At 60.8% G+C, this 19,461-nt stretch carries 21 protein-coding genes and 1 pseudogene; 14 read left to right on the top strand and 8 right to left on the bottom strand.

Annotation, left to right across the window (positions count from 1 at the left end):
* Positions 1-278: 278 nt before the first annotated feature.
* The 6 genes and pseudogenes from BG841_RS06530 to BG841_RS06555 all read left to right on the top strand — a co-directional run bounded on the left by BG841_RS06530 (position 279) and on the right by BG841_RS06555 (position 5,417).
* Positions 279-1,295 (top strand): LysM peptidoglycan-binding domain-containing protein, encoded by a 1,017-nt coding sequence (locus BG841_RS06530; RefSeq protein WP_070056919.1) that lies wholly within the window; start codon positions 279-281, stop codon positions 1,293-1,295.
* 82 nt (positions 1,296-1,377) lie between these two features.
* On the top strand, positions 1,378-2,562 hold the full coding sequence (gene dprA / locus BG841_RS06535; protein WP_070056920.1) for a DNA-processing protein DprA: 1,185 nt from the start codon (positions 1,378-1,380) through the stop codon (positions 2,560-2,562).
* A gap of 56 nt (positions 2,563-2,618) precedes the next feature.
* Positions 2,619-3,206 carry an L-threonylcarbamoyladenylate synthase gene (locus tag BG841_RS06540; protein WP_070056921.1) on the top strand — a complete coding sequence of 196 codons (588 nt, stop codon included), beginning with the start codon at positions 2,619-2,621 and terminating at the stop codon, positions 3,204-3,206.
* A gap of 9 nt (positions 3,207-3,215) precedes the next feature.
* Positions 3,216-4,136, top strand: coding sequence for an oxygen-dependent coproporphyrinogen oxidase (hemF, locus tag BG841_RS06545; RefSeq protein WP_070056922.1), 921 nt, complete (start codon positions 3,216-3,218; stop codon positions 4,134-4,136).
* A pseudogene (gene aroE, locus BG841_RS06550) lies at positions 4,133-4,953 on the top strand (shikimate dehydrogenase). Before hemF ends, aroE begins: the two are co-directional and overlap by 4 nt.
* 146 nt (positions 4,954-5,099) lie before the next feature.
* A complete protein-coding gene (locus BG841_RS06555; RefSeq protein WP_070056923.1) occupies positions 5,100-5,417 on the top strand; it encodes a PA4642 family protein in 318 nt (105 codons plus the stop codon).
* Positions 5,418-5,444: 27 nt separating this feature from the next.
* Here BG841_RS06555 and BG841_RS06560 read toward each other — a convergent pair whose 3' ends face one another.
* Positions 5,445-5,894 (bottom strand): Hsp20/alpha crystallin family protein, encoded by a 450-nt coding sequence (locus tag BG841_RS06560; RefSeq protein WP_070056924.1) that lies wholly within the window; start codon positions 5,892-5,894, stop codon positions 5,445-5,447.
* A 156-nt stretch (positions 5,895-6,050) separates the two neighbouring features.
* On the bottom strand, positions 6,051-6,608 hold the full coding sequence (locus tag BG841_RS06565; RefSeq protein WP_070056925.1) for a gamma carbonic anhydrase family protein: 558 nt from the start codon (positions 6,606-6,608) through the stop codon (positions 6,051-6,053).
* A 67-nt stretch (positions 6,609-6,675) separates the two neighbouring features.
* Between BG841_RS06565 and prlC the strand changes: the two genes are divergently transcribed.
* Positions 6,676-8,721, top strand: a complete 2,046-nt coding sequence (gene prlC, locus BG841_RS06570) for an oligopeptidase A (RefSeq protein WP_070056926.1) — start codon at positions 6,676-6,678, stop codon at positions 8,719-8,721.
* Between the two features lie 58 nt (positions 8,722-8,779).
* Positions 8,780-9,028: a YheV family putative zinc ribbon protein gene (locus BG841_RS06575; RefSeq protein WP_070056927.1), complete on the top strand. Its 249-nt coding sequence runs from the start codon at positions 8,780-8,782 to the stop codon at positions 9,026-9,028.
* Between the two features lie 30 nt (positions 9,029-9,058).
* Here the strand turns inward: BG841_RS06575 and BG841_RS06580 are convergent, their stop codons facing one another.
* From BG841_RS06580 to BG841_RS06600, 5 genes are all read right to left on the bottom strand, one after another.
* Positions 9,059-10,381, bottom strand: a complete 1,323-nt coding sequence (locus BG841_RS06580) for a Na+/H+ antiporter family protein (RefSeq protein ID WP_070056928.1) — start codon at positions 10,379-10,381, stop codon at positions 9,059-9,061.
* 79 nt (positions 10,382-10,460) lie between these two features.
* Positions 10,461-10,694 (bottom strand): DUF1653 domain-containing protein, encoded by a 234-nt coding sequence (locus tag BG841_RS06585; protein WP_070056929.1) that lies wholly within the window; start codon positions 10,692-10,694, stop codon positions 10,461-10,463.
* Between the two features lie 19 nt (positions 10,695-10,713).
* On the bottom strand, positions 10,714-11,100 hold the full coding sequence (locus BG841_RS06590) for a DoxX family protein (RefSeq protein WP_070056930.1): 387 nt from the start codon (positions 11,098-11,100) through the stop codon (positions 10,714-10,716).
* A 124-nt stretch (positions 11,101-11,224) separates the two neighbouring features.
* A complete protein-coding gene (locus BG841_RS06595) occupies positions 11,225-11,887 on the bottom strand; it encodes a hypothetical protein (RefSeq protein ID WP_070056931.1) in 663 nt (220 codons plus the stop codon).
* Between the two features lie 163 nt (positions 11,888-12,050).
* Entirely contained in the window at positions 12,051-13,382 is a 1,332-nt protein-coding gene (locus BG841_RS06600) for an MATE family efflux transporter (RefSeq protein ID WP_070058718.1), read from the bottom strand.
* Positions 13,383-13,537: 155 nt separating this feature from the next.
* Here BG841_RS06600 and coxB point away from each other — a divergent pair, with 155 nt between their 5' ends.
* From coxB to BG841_RS06620, 4 genes are read left to right on the top strand one after another with little or no spacing between them, the layout of a single operon-like run.
* The gene (gene coxB / locus BG841_RS06605; RefSeq protein WP_070056932.1) at positions 13,538-14,659 is read left to right on the top strand and encodes a cytochrome c oxidase subunit II; all 1,122 of its coding nucleotides are present in this window, start codon (positions 13,538-13,540) and stop codon (positions 14,657-14,659) included.
* Positions 14,660-14,715: 56 nt separating this feature from the next.
* Positions 14,716-16,299 (top strand): cytochrome c oxidase subunit I, encoded by a 1,584-nt coding sequence (gene ctaD, locus BG841_RS06610; protein WP_070056933.1) that lies wholly within the window; start codon positions 14,716-14,718, stop codon positions 16,297-16,299.
* 26 nt (positions 16,300-16,325) lie between these two features.
* Positions 16,326-16,916, top strand: a complete 591-nt coding sequence (locus BG841_RS06615; protein ID WP_070056934.1) for a cytochrome c oxidase assembly protein — start codon at positions 16,326-16,328, stop codon at positions 16,914-16,916.
* 1 nt (position 16,917) lies between these two features.
* The gene (locus BG841_RS06620) at positions 16,918-17,805 is read left to right on the top strand and encodes a cytochrome c oxidase subunit 3 (protein WP_070056935.1); all 888 of its coding nucleotides are present in this window, start codon (positions 16,918-16,920) and stop codon (positions 17,803-17,805) included.
* A 22-nt stretch (positions 17,806-17,827) separates the two neighbouring features.
* Here BG841_RS06620 and BG841_RS06625 read toward each other — a convergent pair whose 3' ends face one another.
* The gene (locus tag BG841_RS06625) at positions 17,828-18,031 is read right to left on the bottom strand and encodes a twin transmembrane helix small protein (protein WP_070056936.1); all 204 of its coding nucleotides are present in this window, start codon (positions 18,029-18,031) and stop codon (positions 17,828-17,830) included.
* Positions 18,032-18,141: 110 nt separating this feature from the next.
* Between BG841_RS06625 and BG841_RS06630 the strand changes: the two genes are divergently transcribed.
* Both BG841_RS06630 and BG841_RS06635 read left to right on the top strand, forming a co-directional pair.
* Entirely contained in the window at positions 18,142-18,834 is a 693-nt protein-coding gene (locus BG841_RS06630) for an SURF1 family protein (RefSeq protein WP_322853363.1), read from the top strand.
* The gene (locus tag BG841_RS06635; RefSeq protein WP_070056938.1) at positions 18,827-19,459 is read left to right on the top strand and encodes a hypothetical protein; all 633 of its coding nucleotides are present in this window, start codon (positions 18,827-18,829) and stop codon (positions 19,457-19,459) included. The genes BG841_RS06630 and BG841_RS06635 overlap by 8 nt, the downstream gene beginning before the upstream one ends.
* The last annotated feature ends 2 nt before the right edge of the window (positions 19,460-19,461 follow it).

The raw sequence follows: 19,461 nt of genomic DNA on the forward strand, positions 1-19,461 counted from the left end.
GTATACGATAAGTATCGGTCATCATGCCCGAAATGCGACAGTGTACTGCTTAAAGCTGTGACATCTCTATTATGATCGGGGTGGTACCGCAGCGTATTATCTCTCAAGTATGCTATTGAGTACAAATTAACCAGTCCAACGACACAATTGACTGGCAGAACAAAAGATAACAGCACAAGTGGTGAGACTTATTCTATAGTAAGAACTACCCTGTGACAGGCATTGTGGCTGCGAAGGCAGAAACAACGGACTTTAGGCACGCGAGCAAGGAATTAATAATGAGGAAACTGCTGTACGCGCTGACAGCAACTATGTTGTTGTTCACTTCCTGGGCACAAGCTGCCGGGCCTGAGCTTCGGTCGGGGTATCCCGAGCGTTACACGGTCGTGAAAGGGGACACCCTTTGGGATATTTCGTCCCGCTTTCTGAGTAATCCGTGGTATTGGCCGGAAATCTGGCACGTGAATCCCCAGGTCGGCAACCCTCACCTGATTTATCCGGGCGATCAGCTGGCCCTGGTGTACATTGACGGCAAGCCGCGGATCACCAAGGTGGGCGACGGCGTAATCAAACTCTCGCCCAAGATCCGTTCCGAGCAGATCACCACGCCCATTCCGGCCATACCGCTGGATGCGATCAACAGCTTTTTGTCTGATACCCGCATTGTCACCGCCGAGGAGCTGGACGGTGCGCCCTATGTGCTGGAAGGTGCTGACGGACGTATCATCAGTGGTGCCGGCGACAAAGTCTACGCCCGTGGCCAGAAACCGGCCGACCGGGTGGGGGTATTCCGCCGCAGCAAAGCGTTTGTGGATCCGCAAACCAACGAGTTTCTTGGTCTGGAGGCACGCGCCATTGCCCGCGGTACGATTGCCGCTGAAAACAGCGATGTACTGACGGTGATGCTGACCAACTCCAACGAAGAGGTGCGCATCGCCGACCGGCTGCTGGTAAGCGAAGATCGCAAGATCACCACCAGCTTCCTGCCAGCGGCTCCGGATCAGCAAGTGGTCGGGCAGATGATTTCGGTAGAAGGCGGGGTGAACCAGATCGGTCAGTACAATGTGGTTGCCATTAACCGCGGCGTCCGCGAAGGAATTGTGCCGGGCCACGTATTGGCAGTGATGAAGAGCGGTAATCTGGTGCGCGACCCGGTGACCCGCGAAACCATCGAGTTGCCGGATGAACGCGCGGGTTTGCTGATGGTTTTCCAGGCGTATGAGAAAATGAGCTATGGTCTGGTACTGCAGGCAACCCGTCCCCTGAGTATTGGCGATAAAGTCAAGAACCCCTGAGTTCTGACCGATCCAACAAAGGAGCCCGGCCGACCCGCCCGGCTCCTTTTTTTATAACAACGTTTAAAAGGATTTGGATGTTGTGACCGATGCACCGTTTACCCACCCGGCGGCGCCCTGGCTGCTGTTCGCTCACCTGCCCCGGTGCGGAGCCGGTCGCCGCCGCGCCCTGCTGGACCATCACCCTGACCTGCCGGCCTTGCTGGCGACCAATGCGGCCACCCTGAAAAGTGCCGGTCTGGCCCCGCCGGCGGTTGACCTGGTCCTCGCCTGGCAGCGTCGGGATCTGCACCATAACGGGGTGCAGAAACTGGTGGCGATCTGGCGGGCATGTGCCGATCAGGGCGTTACCCTGATGACCTGGGCGGATGCGGACTATCCGGAGCCGTTGCGGCACATCCACGATGCCCCGGTGGTGTTGTATCTCCGGGGGGAGCGGGCCCTGTTGCAACGCCCCCAGATTGGCGTCGTCGGCAGTCGCAATGCCAGCCGCAGCGGGCTGGCCCATGCGCGGAATTTTGCCGCCGTGTTGAGCGAACGGGGCTATCTGGTCACCAGTGGCCTGGCACTGGGCATCGATGGCGCGGCCCATCTGGGCGCGCTGAATGCGGGCTACCCGACGGTGGCGGTCATTGGTACCGGGGTCGATGTCATCTACCCCCGCCAGCACGCCGACCTGACCCGGCGGATTATCGAGTCCGGGGTGCTGGTGTCCGACCTGCCTCCCGGTGCACCCCCCCGGGCAGCCCACTTCCCCCAACGCAATCGCATCATCAGTGGCCTGAGCCGCGGGGTGCTGGTGGTGGAGGCCAGCCGCAACAGCGGCTCGTTGATCACCGCCCGGCTGGCGCTGGAGCAGGGCCGCGAGGTGTTTGCAATTCCCGGGTCGGTGCACAACCCCGTGGCCCGCGGCTGTCATGACCTGATCCGTCAGGGCGCGGTGCTGGTGGAGTCGGTGACCGACATCGAGGACGCATTGGCGGGTTGGCAAACCCGGCCGGTGAGCGCCGCTCCGCAGGCCTCCCGGGCATCCCCTCAGCAGGATGCCCCGTCCCTTGGGCCCGAGCCGCTGCCGGCGCAACTGGACGATCGGGAAATCGCGGTATTATCGGCTTTAGGGTATGATTCACTGTCAACCGATGAACTGTGCCTGGCGACGGGGCTGCCCGCTGACCAGCTGGTGCAAGCGCTTTTGTTGCTGGAGATGCAGGGTCTGGTCGAGGCAGCGCCGGGCGGCTATCAACGCATTCATCCGGTGACCCGCTGATCACCGGCCTGCCCGGCCGGTGCGGTACCCACAAATCCGAAACCAGCAAGGATCCGATGATCGCCAATCCCGCTACCCGTCCCGGCCCGCTTTCCGATTGCCAGCGCCTGTACGTGCGCCGCTTGCTTGCGCAGGGCGGAGTGATCGCTTACCCCACCGAGGCAGTGTGGGGACTGGGGTGTGACCCCTGGAATGAGATGGCTGTGGACCGTATTCTGAGCCTGAAGCAGCGGGCCCGGGAGAAAGGCCTGATTCTGGCAGCAGCCTCGGTCGAGCAGATCGGGTTTTTGCTGGAGCCGCTGGCACCGGAACTGCGCCAGCGGGCATTGGACTGCTGGCCGGGGCCGGTCACCTGTCTGTTGCCCGATGTGGCCGGGCAGATTCCGGAGTGGGTGAAAGGAGCCCATACTTCCGTGGCGGTCCGGGTCAGCCAGCACCCTGTGGTGTGCGCCCTGAGTTCAGCCGCCGGGCAGCCGCTGGTGTCGACGTCCTGCAATCCGGCTACCCGTCCACCGGCGCGAACCCGGTGGCAGGTCGCCCGGTATTTTGGTGGCCGCATTGACTGGCTGGCCCCGGGCAACGTGGGCAGCGAGCGCCAACCCAGCCAGATCATCGACATTGCGACCGGTCGTCGTCTTCGTTAGGAGTAAAGCATGTCTCAAACCAACGCCGGGGCGGTACATCAGTATTTGCTCGATCTGCAAGCCAGTATTTGTGAGCGCCTGACTGCAGCCGATGGTAAAGAAACCTTTCTGACCGACACCTGGACCCGCCCTGAAGGGGGCGGTGGCATCAGTCGAGTCCTCAGCAATGGGGCGGTGTTTGAAAAAGGGGGGGTTAATTTCTCCCACGTCACCGGCGCCACCTTGCCGCCCTCGGCGACGGCTCACCGTCCCCACCTGGCCGGTGCCCCCTGGGAGGCAATGGGGGTGTCACTGGTGCTGCATCCGCACAACCCTTACGTGCCCACCTCCCACGCCAACGTGCGTTTCTTTATCGCCCATCCGGAGGGCGCGGAACCGGTGTACTGGTTTGGCGGGGGCTATGACCTGACCCCTTATTACGGGTTCGAGGAAGACTGCGTGCACTGGCATGAAACCGCCCGTCATGCCTGTCAGCCATTCGGTGACCGGGTCTACCCCGACTACAAGCGGTGGTGCGATGAGTATTTTTATCTGAAGCACCGGGACGAACCCCGAGGGGTGGGCGGGTTGTTTTTTGATGACCATAACACCGGTGATTTCGCTCAGGATTTTGCCTTTATGCGGGCGGTCGGTGACAGCTTCATTGAGGCCTACGAACCCATTGTCCAGCGCCGCAGGGCCACGCCGTTCGGCGAACGTGAGCGGGAGTTCCAGTTATACCGCCGGGGCCGTTATGTCGAGTTCAATCTGGTCTATGACCGGGGCACGCTGTTTGGCCTGCAGTCAGGGGGCCGCACCGAATCCATTCTGATGTCCCTGCCTCCGCTGGTGCGCTGGGATTACAATCAGGTGCCCGAGCCCGGCACCGCTGAGGCCCGCCTCACCGACTACTTTCTGACCGGGCGTGACTGGCTGGGGGAGCAACCATGAACGATCTGTACGCGGTGGTCGGCAACCCCATTCAGCACAGCAAGTCGCCCCAGATACACAGTCTGTTTGCCAGCCAGACCGGTGAGGCGCTGGAGTACACGGCGATTCAGGCCCCGCTGGACCGGTTCGCCGAAGTGGTCACCGAATTCTTTGACCGGGGCGGCGGCGGCCTTAATGTCACGGTGCCGTTTAAAGAACAGGCCTGGGCGCTGGCCGCCGCGCGCACCGACCGGGCGCGCCTGGCCGGCGCTGCCAACACCCTATACCTGGACAGTGAGGGTTCACTGACGGCGGACAATACCGACGGTGCGGGTCTGGTGAGGGATTTGGTTCACAATCATCAGGTTCCCCTGCCGGGGGCGCGTATTCTGGTGTTGGGGGCCGGCGGGGCCGTACGGGGGGTGCTGGGGCCGCTGCTGGCGCAGGGGCCCGCCAGCATCACGATCGCCAACCGCACCCTCGCCCGTGCCGAAGCCCTGGTGGAGCTGTTTGCCGGAACCACCGGTAACACCCGCCTGAGCAGTTGCGCGTTCACCGCGCCAAAGGCCCCGTTTGACCTCATCATCAACGGCACCAGTGCCAGTCTGCAGGGTCACTTGCCCCCCTGTCCACGGCGGTGATCGGCACCCAAACCCTGGTCTACGACATGATGTACGCAGCGACCACCACGGTGTTCAACCAGTGGGCGCTGGACCAGGGGGCTGGCCGGGTGATTGACGGTCTGGGTATGCTGGTGGAGCAGGCGGCCGAGGCGTTCTACGTGTGGCGCGGGGTGCGCCCGGAAACCGGCCCGGTGATGCGGGAATTACGCAGCTAGTTCAACAGACTGAACCAATACGCGTCAATCACCTGCCGCTTAACCTAAGAGCCAATTCGTCTAAGGGTAAGGGCCACAGCTGAGTATACTGGCAGCTTCTCAGACTGAACCAACCTTTGTGTGTAGCGATAAGAAGGCAAAAAACCATGAGTGGACCAGAAAAACCCAAAGTGATCGGTGAAGAGTGGAGTGACGAGCGGGTCAAAAGCTTTCTCGCGACGACCCCCTACGACAGCGCCGATAACCCGGACTATTTCGCGTTGGTGAAAGCGTACCGGGCCATGCGGGCGGAAGATTTCGAGCGGTACGTCGGGTTCTTTGTGGCTGCGGGGCGGGATTTGAATGCGGTGAATGCGGACGGCCAGACCATTCTGGATCATATTTCGGAGCACGCCCGGGGTACGGCCTACGCCCGGGCGCTGCAACAGGCGGGTGCGCTGTCGGCGGCACAGATCGGCCGCTGAGTCACAACCGGTCCGTCCGCCTGGGCGTCAGTTCACTTCCACCTCGATGGCCTTGGGTTCGGCCGGTTCGACTTTGGTCAGGGTCAGCGTCAGTATGCCGTCCTTGAAACTGGCACTGATGGTGTCCTGATCGACATTGTCCGGCAGGGTAAAGCGGCGGGTGAAACTGCCGTACACCCGTTCGATGCGGTGGTGCTTCTCGTCACCGCTCTCTTCTTCCCGCTTGCGTTCGCCCTGCACCGCCAGCACGCCGTCGTGGATGGTGACCTTGACATCTTCACGCTGCATGCCGGGCAACTCCGCCTCGATGGTGAAACACTGCTCGGATTCCTTGATATCCACGGCGGGCGCCCAGTCGCTGCGACTGAACATGCCATCCCGATCGTCGTTACGGCGAACCATGCCGAAGTGGCGGTTGTACCGGTCCAGCAGGTTTTCAAATTCATCAATAGGGTTCCAACGTGTTAAGTTGCTCATGATGAAACACCTCCATCAGATCAGATAACAAAGGGTCGTTACTGCAAACGTCGCTCCCGGAACCCCGGCGCTACCGGTCAAGGCGATCCGTGAGCGGCCTCTGTGTTTTATATAGGAGCCCGCGCACGATTTTCAATGGTTGATTTTTGAACAGTGTCAGTAGGTCACGGCTTGCCGGTCGGCGTCGCTCAGATACTGGTCTTTCAGTTTGACGTAGTTGGCGGCGGTGTAGGTGAAGAACGACCGCTCCTTGGCGGTCAGCGGCCGCGCCTCACGACAGGGCGAGCCCACGTACAGGTAACCCGACTTCAGGGTCCGGCCCGGTGGCACCAGGCAACCGGCACCGATGATGACCTCGTCTTCGACGACTGCCCCGTCCATCACGATGGCTCCCATGCCCACCAGCACCCGGCTGCCGATGGTGCAGCCATGCAGCAGCGCCTTGTGCCCCACGGTAACATCATCCCCCAGCACCAGGGGCCAGCCATCCGGGTTATACTCACTGGCATGGGTGATGTGCAGCACTGAACCGTCCTGCAGGCTGCAGCGCTGCCCCACACGTATGTGGTGCATGTCGCCGCGGATTACGGTCATCGGCCAGACCGAGCAATCGTCACCCAAGACCACGTCGCCAAGTACCACCGCACTGGGATCCACCCACACGCGCTGGCCGATATCTGGCGTGCTACCCTTGTGAGACCGGATGTTCGTCATTATCTATACCTCTAACTAACGGTTTTTTTCAAATTACCTGACATTATGCACACTGAAAAGAGGACTTATGAATAACCCACTGCTGTCCCAGGAGCTGTTACCGCCCTTTAAGCACATCCGCATCGAGCACATGGAGCCGGCGATTGACCAGATTCTCAGCGACAACCGGGTGCAGATCAACGCGCTGGCGGCCCAGCCAGAGCCCAGCTGGGATACGCTGGTGCTGCCCGTTCATAATCTGGACGATCGTCTGAACAACGCCTGGTCGGTGATTGCTCACCTCAACGGGGTGATGAACAACGACGAGTTGCGCGAAGTGTACAAACGTTGTCTGGACAAGCTCACCGAGTACAGCACCGAATTGAGCCAGAACGAGGCCCTGTGTAATGCCTACAAGGCGGTCGCGGCACGCTGTGATTTTGCGCAGTTGAGCGAGGCCCAGCGACAGTCGGTGAATCACAGCCTGCGGGATTTCCATCTGGGCGGGGTGGATCTGTCCCCGGAGGACAAACAGCAGTACGCGGATCTGACCCGGGAGTTGGCTGAACTCTCCAGCAAGTTCAGTGACAACGTCCTCGACGCCACCCAGCACTGGTTCCGCCACATCACCGAGGCCGACGAATTGGCCGGCCTGCCCGACAGCGCCCTGGAAGGGGCCCGCCAGGCCGCCCGGCAGCGGGATCTGGACGGTTACGTAATCACCCTGGATTTTCCCAGCTTCTACCCGGTCATGACCTATTGCGACAACCGCAAGCTGCGCCATGATGTCTACGAAGCCTACGTTACCCGCGCTTCGGATCTCGGCCCGGATGGGGGGCGCTGGGACAATACGCCGGTGATGGCCGAGATTCTCAAACGCCGCCATGCCCTCGCCCGGCTGCTGGGCTTCAACAATTACGCGGAGCGCTCCCTGGCAACCAAGATGGCCCGCACCACCGACGAAGTGCTGGGCTTCCTGACCCGGCTGGGGGAAGAATCCCGCCCCCAGGCGCAGCAGGAAATGGCCGAACTGAAACAATTCGCCGCCGACACCTACGGGGTGGACGACCTGGCCGCCTGGGATATCGGTTATTACAGTGAGAAGCTGCGCCAGCAGCGTTACGACATTTCTCCGGAGACCCTGCGCCCCTGGTTCCCCGCAGACCGGGTAGTGACCGGCATGTTTGCGGTGGCTGAACGACTGTTCGGGGTGCAGATCGAAATCCGTCCGGACGTCGAGACCTGGCAGGACGATGTGACCGCCTACCGGGTCAGTCGCGAAGGTGAGACCATCGCCTGGTTCTACCTGGATCTGTACGCCCGCAAAGGCAAGCGCGGCGGCGCGTGGATGGCGGATTGCCGGGTGCGCTGGCGTAACCTGCAGGGGCACTTGCAGCTGCCGGTGGCCTTCCTGACCTGCAATTTCACCGCGCCGGTGAATGGCCAGCCGGCCCTGCTGACCCACGATGAAGTCACCACCCTGTTCCACGAGTTCGGTCATGGCCTGCATCACATGCTGACCCGGGTGGAGGTGGCCGATGTGTCCGGCATCAACGGCGTCGCCTGGGACGCGGTCGAATTGCCCAGCCAGTTTCTGGAAAACTGGTGCTGGCATCCGGAGTCGCTGGCGCTGATTGCGGCGCACCATGAAACCGGTGAGCCCTTGCCGGACGACCTGCTGCAGAAATTGCTGGCGGCGAAAAACTTCCAGTCGGGCATGCAGATGGTGCGACAGCTGGAATTCTCGCTGTTTGATTTCCGACTGCACGCGGAATTCACCCCGGAAGCGCCCACCAACCCGCTGGACATGCACCGCCAGGTCCGGGAGCAGATCGCGGTGGTGGAGGCACCGGCGTTCAATCGCTTTCCCAACGCCTTTTCCCACATTTTTGCCGGTGGCTACGCCGCCGGGTATTACAGTTATAAGTGGGCCGAAGTGCTGGCCGCCGACGCCTTCTCGTTATTTGAAGAACGGGGTATTTTTGACGGTGCCACCGGCCGCTCGTTTTTGCACAACATTCTGGAAAAAGGGGGCTCGGAAGAACCCATGGCCCTGTTCCAGGCCTTCCGTGGCCGCGAACCTTCGGTGACCGCGTTGCTCAACCAGTCGGGTATTGGCCGGCACGCGGCCTGACCCGGCAATGGTCCGGTGACACGGGTGTCACCGGACCGGCTATGTATGGAGAGACAAGATGGCAAGTCCCAAACGCTTTATCGCCGGTGCCGTGTGTCCGCGCTGTGCGGAGATGGACAAAATCAGGATGCACACCACGGACGATGGCCAGCAGGTGCGCGAGTGTGTCGCCTGTGGGTATACGGATGCCCTGACCGACGCACCCGCGACGCCGGCCCAGGCAGAACTGACGACGCGGGTGAACACGCGCCGCAATGAGGACGATCACACCGTCAAACAGGTGGTGTTTTTCAAGGCCAAAGACTGACCCCCTGCCCGGCCGCGGCCTGTGCGGGGCTTACAGCACCATTGCCGCCAGCCAGCCGAAGCCCAGCAGCGGCAGGTTGTAATGCAGGAAGGTCGGCACCACCGAATCCCAGATGTGGTTGTGCTGACCGTCGACGTTCAACCCGGCGGTGGGTCCGAGGGTAGAATCTGACGCCGGGGAACCGGCGTCACCCAAGGCACCGGCGGTACCCACAAGCGCCATGATTGCCAGCGGGCCGAAGCCCAGTTCCAGTGCCAGAGGCACGTAGAGGGCGGCAATGATGGGGATGGTGGAGAAAGACGAGCCAATCCCCATGGTGATCAGCAGGCCCACCACCAACATCAGCAAGGCCGCCAGTGCCTTGTTGTTGCCGATGGCGCTGACGGACCCCTGCACCAGCGAGGCGATGTCACCGGTTTCCCGCATGACCTCGGCAAACCCGGAGGCGGCAATCATGATGAATCCGATCATGGCGAGCATCTTCATGCCCTCGGTGAACAGGTCGTCCGCTTCCTTCCACTTCACCACCCCCGACAGGTTGAACAGCAAAAAGCCGGTGAGCGCGCCGAGAATCATCGAGTTCAGCCATAGTTGCACCACGAAAGCCGCGGCAATGGCAACCAGTGCCATGATCAGTGTGCCTGCGTTGTACTGCACATCCATGCGCTCGGTTTTGGCAATCAGCGTCATGTCATACTCACGGTCACCGCGGTAACTGAACAGCACCGCAATCAGCAGGCCGCTGAGCATGCCCAGCGCCGGCAACGCCATGGCGGTCATCACATTGAGGCCGGTGGTGTCGACGCCGTTTTTGGTGATGTTGGCCACCAGGATCTCATTCAGGTAAATGCCGCCGAAACCAACGGGCAAAAACATGTAGGGCGTGATCAGACCGAAAGTCAGTACACAGGCGATCAGGCGGCGATCGATTTTCAGTTTGGCCAGCACGTACAGCAGGGGCGGCACCACCAGGGGGATGAACGCAATGTGGATCGGCAGAATGTTCTGGGACGACATCGCAATGGCGATCAGCAGGCCGATGATCACAAACCGGATGCCGCCGGCCGCCTTGTCATTCTTCTGGCGGCCAATCAGCGCCAGGGCCTTGTCGGCCAGCGCGTGCGCCAGCCCCGACTTGCCAATCGCCACGGCAAATGCGCCAAGGGTGGCGTAGGACAGGGCCACGGTCGCGCCCCCACCCAGGCCGTTATTGAAGGCTGCGATGGTCGCATCCAGTGACAGGCCGCTGATCAGGCCACCGGCAACGGCACCGGCAATCAGGGCAACAACTACGTGGATGCGGCACAAGCTCAGCACGAGCATGATTACCACCGCGGCAACAACGGCGTTCATGGGAAGCTCCGGTTTTTAGGTGAGAAGAAATGAAAACGGGCGCTAATTTGCAGCAATTGCGCCCGTGAGTCAAAAATTATCAATCCTGGTGGGGGCGTTCGCCGCAGTAGGCAAAGCGTGGCACCTGCTCGCCTGCCACCTCAACGGTTTCGCAAAACATACTCAGCGGCCGCACCCACAGGCTATGGTCGCCATACAGGCAGCGGTAGACCACCACTTCCTCTTCGGTCTCGCTGTGACGGGCCACCCCCACCACTTCGTAGTCCTGGCCTTTGTAGTGACGGTAAATGCCGGCAATCGGTAATTTGGACATGAGAAGTACCTGACAGTGTTCAGTTTTTAAGTTTGTAACGACCGGGGCCGAGAAAGATCAGCGCCAGCGCGGTGAACAGGAAGAACCCCTGCAGTTCCAGCGCCCAGCCGCCGTTACTGGCCAGCGTCATCAGCTGGTGGCTATGCACCAGCGCGATGGCGACCAGCATGTTGAACACAATCAGCAGCGCACCGATGCGGGTGTGATAGCCAAGCATCACCATCAGCGGGGCTAGTAACTCACCAATAAATACGCCGTAGGCGGCAAATGCGGGAATGCCATGGTTGGCCAGCAGGCCTTCAATGAAGCCGACGCCGTGCAACAATTTGGCGATCCCGTGAAACAGCAATAAGCCGCCCAGGGTCAGCCGTACGATCAGTTTTCCCAGATCCGCATTATCAAGCATGCTTGTTCCTCTCGTTGAAATTCAATGGCAAATCAGCCGGCGACCCAGCCCCTCACGGCGGCGCGACGGGGGCATGGGGCAGGTATAAAACGGGTGAAGTGGTCTTGGCATCGGTGCTGCGTGGTTAATTGGTTAGCGTTCCAAGGCCGCCGGTCAGGGTAAAGCGAATGTGATTGCGAACCAGCAAGTGTTCCCAGTAATCACGCATCCAGCCCCAGGCGGCGTGCCGGGCCTGTTCCACAAACGGGTCCAGATTCAATCTGTAATAATCCGGGGTGCCCGCAATTTGCGTCGCCGTGACCATGCTGGCCTCGTCCAGTTCGTTGGCAAAGGGCTCACCAATCAGCTCATGGGCCAGCAGGTTCGCCTGGGTGACTTCGATATCCACCAGCTGGCTGCGCCGGGTAGAGTAATTATTTTCATACATTTCTTCCATCAGCCGGTGACACAGATACGCGCGGATGAGCAGTCCGTCAAGGCCCTCGTTACTGGCAAGTGCGGCGGATGGCTGGGTGAAGTAGCGGGTGGCGGTCTCGATAAACGGCGCGAACAGCCAGAGTTTCCCGGCCTCCCGGGCGCAGGCCTCCACGCACTCGATCAGGCGGGGTGCCATTTCGATGTATTCCACCGCAAACTGAAACAGGCAGGTAGCCGGCTGGTATCCGTCAAACTCGATGGTGGACGGCAAGGTGGTGGCCTTATCGCGCAGTTGCTGAAGGAAAAGACCGGATCGCGCCTCTTTTCGCCGGGCCCGGTCGATGACGTTGAGGACCACTTCTGGGGTCATGTCTGCAACGTCCGGGGTCTGAACAGGATAAGGTTTCACGGCACCTCCCAACTCTCAGGTGCGACCGACAGCGAATGAAGGCGGGCACGGGGGGCGGCGCCCGCCCTGTGCCGGCCAGATACTGACAGTGTAGTTAAGTTTTCAGCGCTTGTGGGTCCGCGGGTCATTCTGTGAACCAGCCGTTCTGACGGGTGTAACGCACGAATAACCAGCCCATGCTGGCAGCCCGGGCAAGCATCAGAAATACCAGCGAAAACCACAAACCGTGGTTGCCCCAACCGGTGGTCAGCCACCAACTGGGTAAAAACACCACCAGCGCGGAAAACAGCATGGTGTTCTGCATTTCCCGGGTGCGGGTGGCGCCAATAAAAATTCCGTCCAGGACAAAACCGCCGACGGCCGCCAGTGGCAGGGTCCACAACCAGGGCAGATAGGCCAGGGCGGTCGCTTTGACCTCCTCAATACTGGTCAGCAGGCCCACCAACGCGGGACCGCCGATGAAGAATACCAGGGTAAACAACAGCGCCCCCCACAGGGACCAGCGGGCCGCGGTTCGGCAGACCGCCATGAAACCCTCCGGGTTGTGCTGGCCCACAGCCTCGCCCACCATGGCTTCGGCGGCGTTGGCAAAGCCGTCCAGGCCATTGGAAATCATCAGTAAAAACGTCAGCAGGACGGCATTGGCCGCCAGTGTGATGTCCCCCTGGCGGGCGCCCTGAGCGGTAAAAAACGCCAGCACCAGCAACAAGGTGATGGTGCGTACCATGATGTAGCGGTTGACCCGCAGCAGTTCGCGATAGTCGGCGATCCGGCCCAGCAGCGCCCGGCTGAAGCGCTGGCCGGCCGGAAGGCGTTGCCACACCAGCCAGAACCCGATGAGGGTTGCCGCATACTCGGCGATCACCGTGGCCACCGCGACGCCCCAGCTGTTCCAGCCCAACAGGGTGACGAACAACACGTCCAGCACGATATTGAGGCAGTTGGCCACGATCAGCATCAGCATGGGCCCCCGGGGAAACTGGGTACCGATCAGCCAACCCACCAGGGTGTACTGGCAGAGCACGGCGGGCGCGCTCCAGATGCGAATGGCGGCGTACTCCGCCGCCAGGGCGGTGACTTCCGCGCTGGGCTGCATCAACGCCAGACCGGTACGGATCAACGGCTGATGGAATCCGATCAACAGCACCCCGATGAACACCGCGAGCAGCAGCGAGCGCACCAGCAGCGCGGTCTGACCGAAGTGGTCGCGCCGCCCGAACGCCTGCGCGGCCAGCCCGGTGGTGCCCATGCGCATGAAACCAAAGGTCCAGTAGAGAATGGTAAACAGGTTGGCGCCGACCGCCACGGCGCCCAGATATTCGGGGCTGTCCAGATGGCCCAGCACGGCAGTATCGACCAGCCCCAGCAAGGGCACGGTCAGATTGGTCAGCATCAATGGCCAGGCAAGCATCCACAGGCGGTGATCGGTCGCGGACAAGGACCGGAAGGGCCACATCATAGATGATTTGTTTATAAGAGACTCGTTTTAATAAGTTAAGTGTTTAGCGGATTTTTAGCGTTTTTTGAGTGCCTGTCTATACTCAGGTTAATTAGTTTATGAGCAAAAACTTTTTAAACCAAATAAGAATAACAGTCTGTGGAGAACACAGTATGGGCGTGCACGCAAAGCAGGCAGGAGCTGTTGCGGCCGGGCTGACGATCCCCACCCTGGTGCTGGCGGATTGGGGGATCAACATGCCCGCCGGTGTCACCGCGACCAGCAACGACATCTACGGTCTGCACATGACCATCCTGTGGATTTGTATCGCCATCGGCGCGGTGGTTTTTGGCGTAATGTTCTGGTCAATTTTCGCCCATCGCAAGTCCAAAGGGCACAAACCGGCCCACTTTCACGAGCACCCGCTGGTCGAGGTGGTGTGGACCGTCATCCCGTTGTTGATTCTGGTCATCATGGCCATTCCGGCCACCGCCACGCTGGTGGATATGTACGACACCACCGAGTCCGATATTGATATCAAGGTCACCGGTTACCAGTGGAAGTGGCATTACGACTATATCGATGAGGAATTCGGCTTTTTCTCGGCCCTGACCACTCCCCGGGACCAGATTTACAACCGCACCGCCAAAGGCGAGCACTACCTGCTGGAGGTGGATAACGAGATGGTGATCCCGGTCGGTAAAAAGGTCCGCCTGCTGTTAACCGCCAACGACGTGATCCATTCCTGGTGGGTGCCTGAATTTGGTGTCAAGAAAGACGCCATTCCGGGCTTCATCAATGAAGCCTGGACCCGGGTGGACGTACCGGGCGTGTACCGGGGGCAGTGTACCGAGTTGTGCGGCAAGGATCACGCCTTTATGCCCATCGTGGTGCGGGCGGTGCCGGAAGCGGAGTACCTCGCCTGGGTGGATGAGCAAAAGGCGGCCGCCGAGACAGAACGGGAGTTGACCCAGAAAGACTGGACCATGGCGGAGTTGATGGAACGGGGCGAAGGCGTGTACGCCCGCGCCTGTGCCGCCTGTCATCAGGCCGACGGCAGCGGCCTGCCCCCGGCCTTCCCGGCGCTGAAAGCCAGCGCGCTGGTGACCGGGCCCGCCGACGGCCACCTCGAGGTGGTGGTCAACGGGGTGTCCGGCACGGCCATGCAGGCGTTCGGCGGGCAGTTGAGCGAAGCGGATCTGGCGGCGGTGATCACCTACGAGCGCAACGCCTGGGGCAACAACACCGGCGATATGGTTACGCCCAAACAGGTGTTCGATTTCAAAAACCAGTAGATACGGGCGACCGCCACGACGGTTCCTGATTACACGTTGGCAACGGGGGTATTCCAATGAGTGCGGTTATCGACGACCACACCCAGGAGCATGACCACGGACCCGCTGGGGGGATCACCCGGTGGTTGTTGACCACCAACCATAAAGATATCGGGACCATGTACCTGATATTCAGTTTCAGCATGTTCCTGCTGGGTGGCACCTTTGCCATGGTGATCCGGGCCGAGCTGTTTTACCCCGGCCTGCAGATCGTCGAACCGGAGTTTTTCAACCAAATGACCACCATGCACGGTCTGGTCATGGTGTTTGGCGCGGTCATGCCGGCATTCGTGGGGCTGGCCAACTGGATGATTCCGTTGATGATCGGCGCGCCCGACATGGCGTTGCCTCGCATGAACAACTGGAGTTTCTGGCTGCTGCCCTGTGCCTTTCTGATTCTGGTGTCCACCCTGTTCATGTCCGGGGGCGGGCCCAACTTTGGCTGGACTTTCTACGCACCGCTGTCCACCACCTACGGCCCGCCGAGCACCACCTTCTTCATCTTCGCGATCCACATCATGGGGGTGTCGTCGATCATGGGCGCCATCAACGTGATCGCCACGGTGCTGAATCTGCGCGCCCCGGGGATGACGCTGATGAAAATGCCCCTGTTTGTGTGGACCTGGCTGATCACTGCGTTCCTGCTGATTGCGGTGATGCCGGTACTGGCCGGGGTGGTGACCATGATGCTGATGGACATCAATTTTGGCACCAGCTTTTTCGACGCTTCCGGTGGCGGTGACCCGGTGCTGTTTCAGCACGTGTTCTGGTTTTTCGGTCACCCCGAAGTGTACATCATGATTCTGCCCGCCTTCGGGGCGGTCTCCCAGATTATTCCGGCCTTCTCCCGCAAGCGCCTGTTTGGCTACGCGTCCATGGTCTACGCCACCGGTGCCATTGCCTTGTTGTCCTTCCTGGTGTGGGCGCACCATATGTTCACGGTGGGTATTCCGGTCGCCGGGCAACTGTTCTTCATGTACGCCACCATGCTGATCGCGGTGCCCACAGGGGTCAAAGTGTTCAACTGGGTGGCGACCATGTTCCGGGGCGCCCTGACCTTCGAAGCGCCCATGCTGTTTGCCATTGCGTTCGTCATCCTGTTCACCATCGGTGGCTTCTCCGGACTGATGCTGGCGATCTCGCCGGCGGATTTCCAGTATCACGACACCTATTTCGTGGTGGCCCACTTTCACTATGTGCTGGTACCGGGGGCCATCTTTGGCATCTTTGCCTCGGCCTATTACTGGTTGCCCAAGTGGACCGGTTACATGTACGACGAGTCCCTCGCCAAAGCCCATTTCTGGATGTCGTTCATCGGCATGAATCTGGCGTTCTTCCCCATGCATTTTCTCGGGCTGGCGGGCATGCCGCGGCGGATACCGGATTACGCGCTGCAATTTGCCGACTTCAACATGATCTCCAGTATCGGGGCCTTTATGTTCGGCGCCACCCAGATCCTGTTCCTGTTGATCGTGGTCAAGTGTGCCCGGGGCGGGGTAGCCGCCGCCGCCAAGCCCTGGGAGGGCGCCGAAGGACTGGAGTGGACGGTGCCCTCACCGGCGCCCTACCACACCTTCACCACCCCGCCTGTGGTGGAATGAGCGGGGGGCAATAACGGAGGCAGAAAATGACCAGTAACAAACGCTCCACGGGCCGGGTGGTCACCTGGTGCATGACGGGGGTGGTCGGCATGTTCGCTTTTGGATTTGCGCTGGTGCCCCTGTACGACGTGTTCTGCGACATCACCGGCATCAATGGCAAGACCGGGGGCCGCTATCAGGCCGGCGTCACCGACGGTGAAGCCGACAGCCGCCTGATCACCGTGCAGTTCATTGCCCAGAACGGTCCCGAAATGCCCTGGGTGTTCCGGCCGATGACGCGCAACATTAAGGTCCACCCCGGTGAGGCCATCACGGTGAATTACTACGCCGAAAACCCCACCGACCAGGCCATGGTGGCCCAGGCCGTGCCGAGCCTGTCCCCGTCGGAGGGCACCTTGTATTTCCACAAGACCGAGTGTTTCTGTTTCACCCAGCAAGCTCTTGCCGCCGGGGAAACGGTGGAAATGCCTCTGGTGTTCATTGTCGACAAGGCTCTACCCGAACACCTGCGCAAACTGACCTTGTCCTATACCTTGTACGACCAGGGGAAATTGCAGCAGGCTGCCGCCGACACCACGGTGGCGGCTTCTACAAACGGTTTAGCCGTCGGAGGCTGACATGCCAACACAGCAAAGCTACTACGTACCCGCGCAGAGTAAATGGCCCATCATTGCCACCGTCGGTCTGGGCACAACCCTGTACGGCGCTGCCATGATCATGGTCAACAGCACCCAGGGGGACTCCACGGCGGTCTCCTGGCTGGTGTTTGCGGTCGGCAGTCTGATCATGGCGTACATGCTGTTCGGCTGGTTCGGAACGGTGATCAAAGAGAGTCGCAGCGGGTTGTACAGTTCGCAAATGGACCGCTCATTCCGCTGGGGCATGAGCTGGTTTATTTTTTCCGAGGTGATGTTCTTCGGGGCGTTTTTCGGTGCCTTGTTCTATGCCCGGGTGTTTGCGGTTCCCTGGCTCGGTGGCGAAGGGGACCGGGGCAGCAGTAACATGCTGTGGGAAGGCTTTCAGGCGACCTGGCCGCTGCTCGCCAATCCGGATCCGGAAGCATACCCCTCCCCCAGCGCCATCATCGGACCCTGGGGGTTGCCCCTGGTCAACACCATCTTGCTGGTGACTTCGTCGTTGACCGTGACCCTGGCGCACCACGGCATGAAGCAGGGCAACCGGCGCAAGCTTAAAATCTGGCTGGCGGCCACCATTGTGCTGGCGCTGGCGTTCCTGTTTTTTCAGGTGGAAGAATACGTGCATGCCTACACCGAGTTGGGGCTGACGTTGACGTCGGGGATCTACGGCACCACCTTTTTCATGCTGACCGGGTTTCATGGGGTGCACGTGTTTCTGGGGACGCTGATGCTGACGATCATGTTCATCCGCATCCACAAGGGGCACTTTTCCGCCGAACAGCATTTCGGGTTCGAGGCGGCCAGCTGGTACTGGCATTTTGTGGATGTGGTCTGGCTGGGGCTGTTTATATTCGTGTATGTGATCTGAGCCGCCACCGGTGCGGTAACGCTCAGGGCGTGGGGTTGAGGGTCAGTGAGCCTTGCCAAAGCGACAGCAGAATCACCGTCAGTAACAGCACACTGAGACCAACACGCACCGCCAGTGAGGTCAGCAACCGGTTCGATTTGCTGCCGTCGCGAATCAGAAACACCAGGCCGCTGAACAGGCTGACAATGACCGCCAGCAGGAGGACACCGATGAGAATCTTTAACACTGCAATCTCCTGGCAAGTAAGGCGGAACCGACGCACGACCCCAGACCTTACCATAGTAGTACATGACCGAAGCACGGCGTAACAACAGGACATGGCAACCGGATTGGCGCTTGTGGGTATTTTGCGGTCTGTTGCTGCCGGTGCTGCTGGGCCTGGCGGGGTGGCAGTTGCAGCGGGCGGCCTACAAGCAGCAGCAACTCGACCTGTGGCAGCAGGGGCAGGAGACGCGCCCATGGGGCACGCTGGACGCAACGGGTCTGGTGACTGGCCAGGCAGTGACGGTCGACGGGGTCTACGCGGAGCCGACCTGGCTGCTCGACAATCGTACCCGCGACGGGGTCGCGGGTTATGAAGTGCTGACGCTGTTTGCGCCTGTGTCGGGGGTGCCGGTGGTCGTAAATCGCGGCTGGGTGCCGGCCCCCGCAATGCGCAGTCAGTTACCGGTGCTGCCGCAGCCCGCGGGGCAGGTACGGGTCACCGGTCGGTTGAGTCCCTACCCGGAGCCCCCGGTGCTCGCCAGAACCTCCGTCAGCGGGGCCTGGCCACGTCGGGTGCAGACCCTGACCAGGGCCGCAGCGCAGGCCGAGAGTTCCGGCGTCGCCGCTTTGGTTCTGCGGCTTGCCGACTCCGGTCAGCCCGGTGCCTTTCGGGCCGACTGGACACCGGACCGGATGGGGCCGCAAACCCATTATGGTTATGCGGTGCAGTGGCTTGCACTGGCCATCGTGTTGCTGCTGCTAACCGTGCGCGCGAGCTTCAGACCGTCACCAACAGAGAGCAACAATGACCACACCCATGGCTGAATTTATGAACCACACCTCCGAACAACCCGGCCCCGAGCAGATTCGCCGGGGCCGGCGCATGGCTGTGCTGCTGTTTACCGTGGGCTTGGGACCCATGGTGGTGGCAACCTTGATGTATTACACCGGTTGGTTGAACCCGTCGGGGCACACCAACCACGGGGTGCTGATCACCCCGCCCCTGCCCGTCGCCGAACTGCAGCTGACCGATGCCACAGGTGCACCGCTGGAGGACCACTTCGGTTCCGCCGTGGCAGAGCCCAGATGGTTGATGATTGTGGTCGCCGACCGCTGCGCCGATGCGTGCGAATCGCTGCTGTACCTGTCACGGCAAGTCAATATCGCGCTGGGCAAAAACGCCCATCGGGTGGCACGATCCGCTTACCTGCAGGTGGTTCCGGCAGCGTTTCAGCGTCACTGGCAGGAAAACTACCCGTTGATGCAACGCCTGACCTCGGGCGCAGCGGAACATCCGCGCTGGCCGGAGGGCGTTGATCCCCGGCAGACGCCGCGGGTGCTGCTGGTGGACCCCCTGGGAAACGTGATGATGCACTACGGTACGGAACACAGTGGCAAGGCAATACTGGAAGATCTCAAGCATTTGCTGAAATTATCCCAAATTGGCTGAGG

The sequence above is a fragment of the Marinobacter sp. X15-166B genome, from assembly GCF_001752365.1.
Taxonomy (GTDB): Bacteria; Pseudomonadota; Gammaproteobacteria; order Pseudomonadales; family Oleiphilaceae; genus Marinobacter.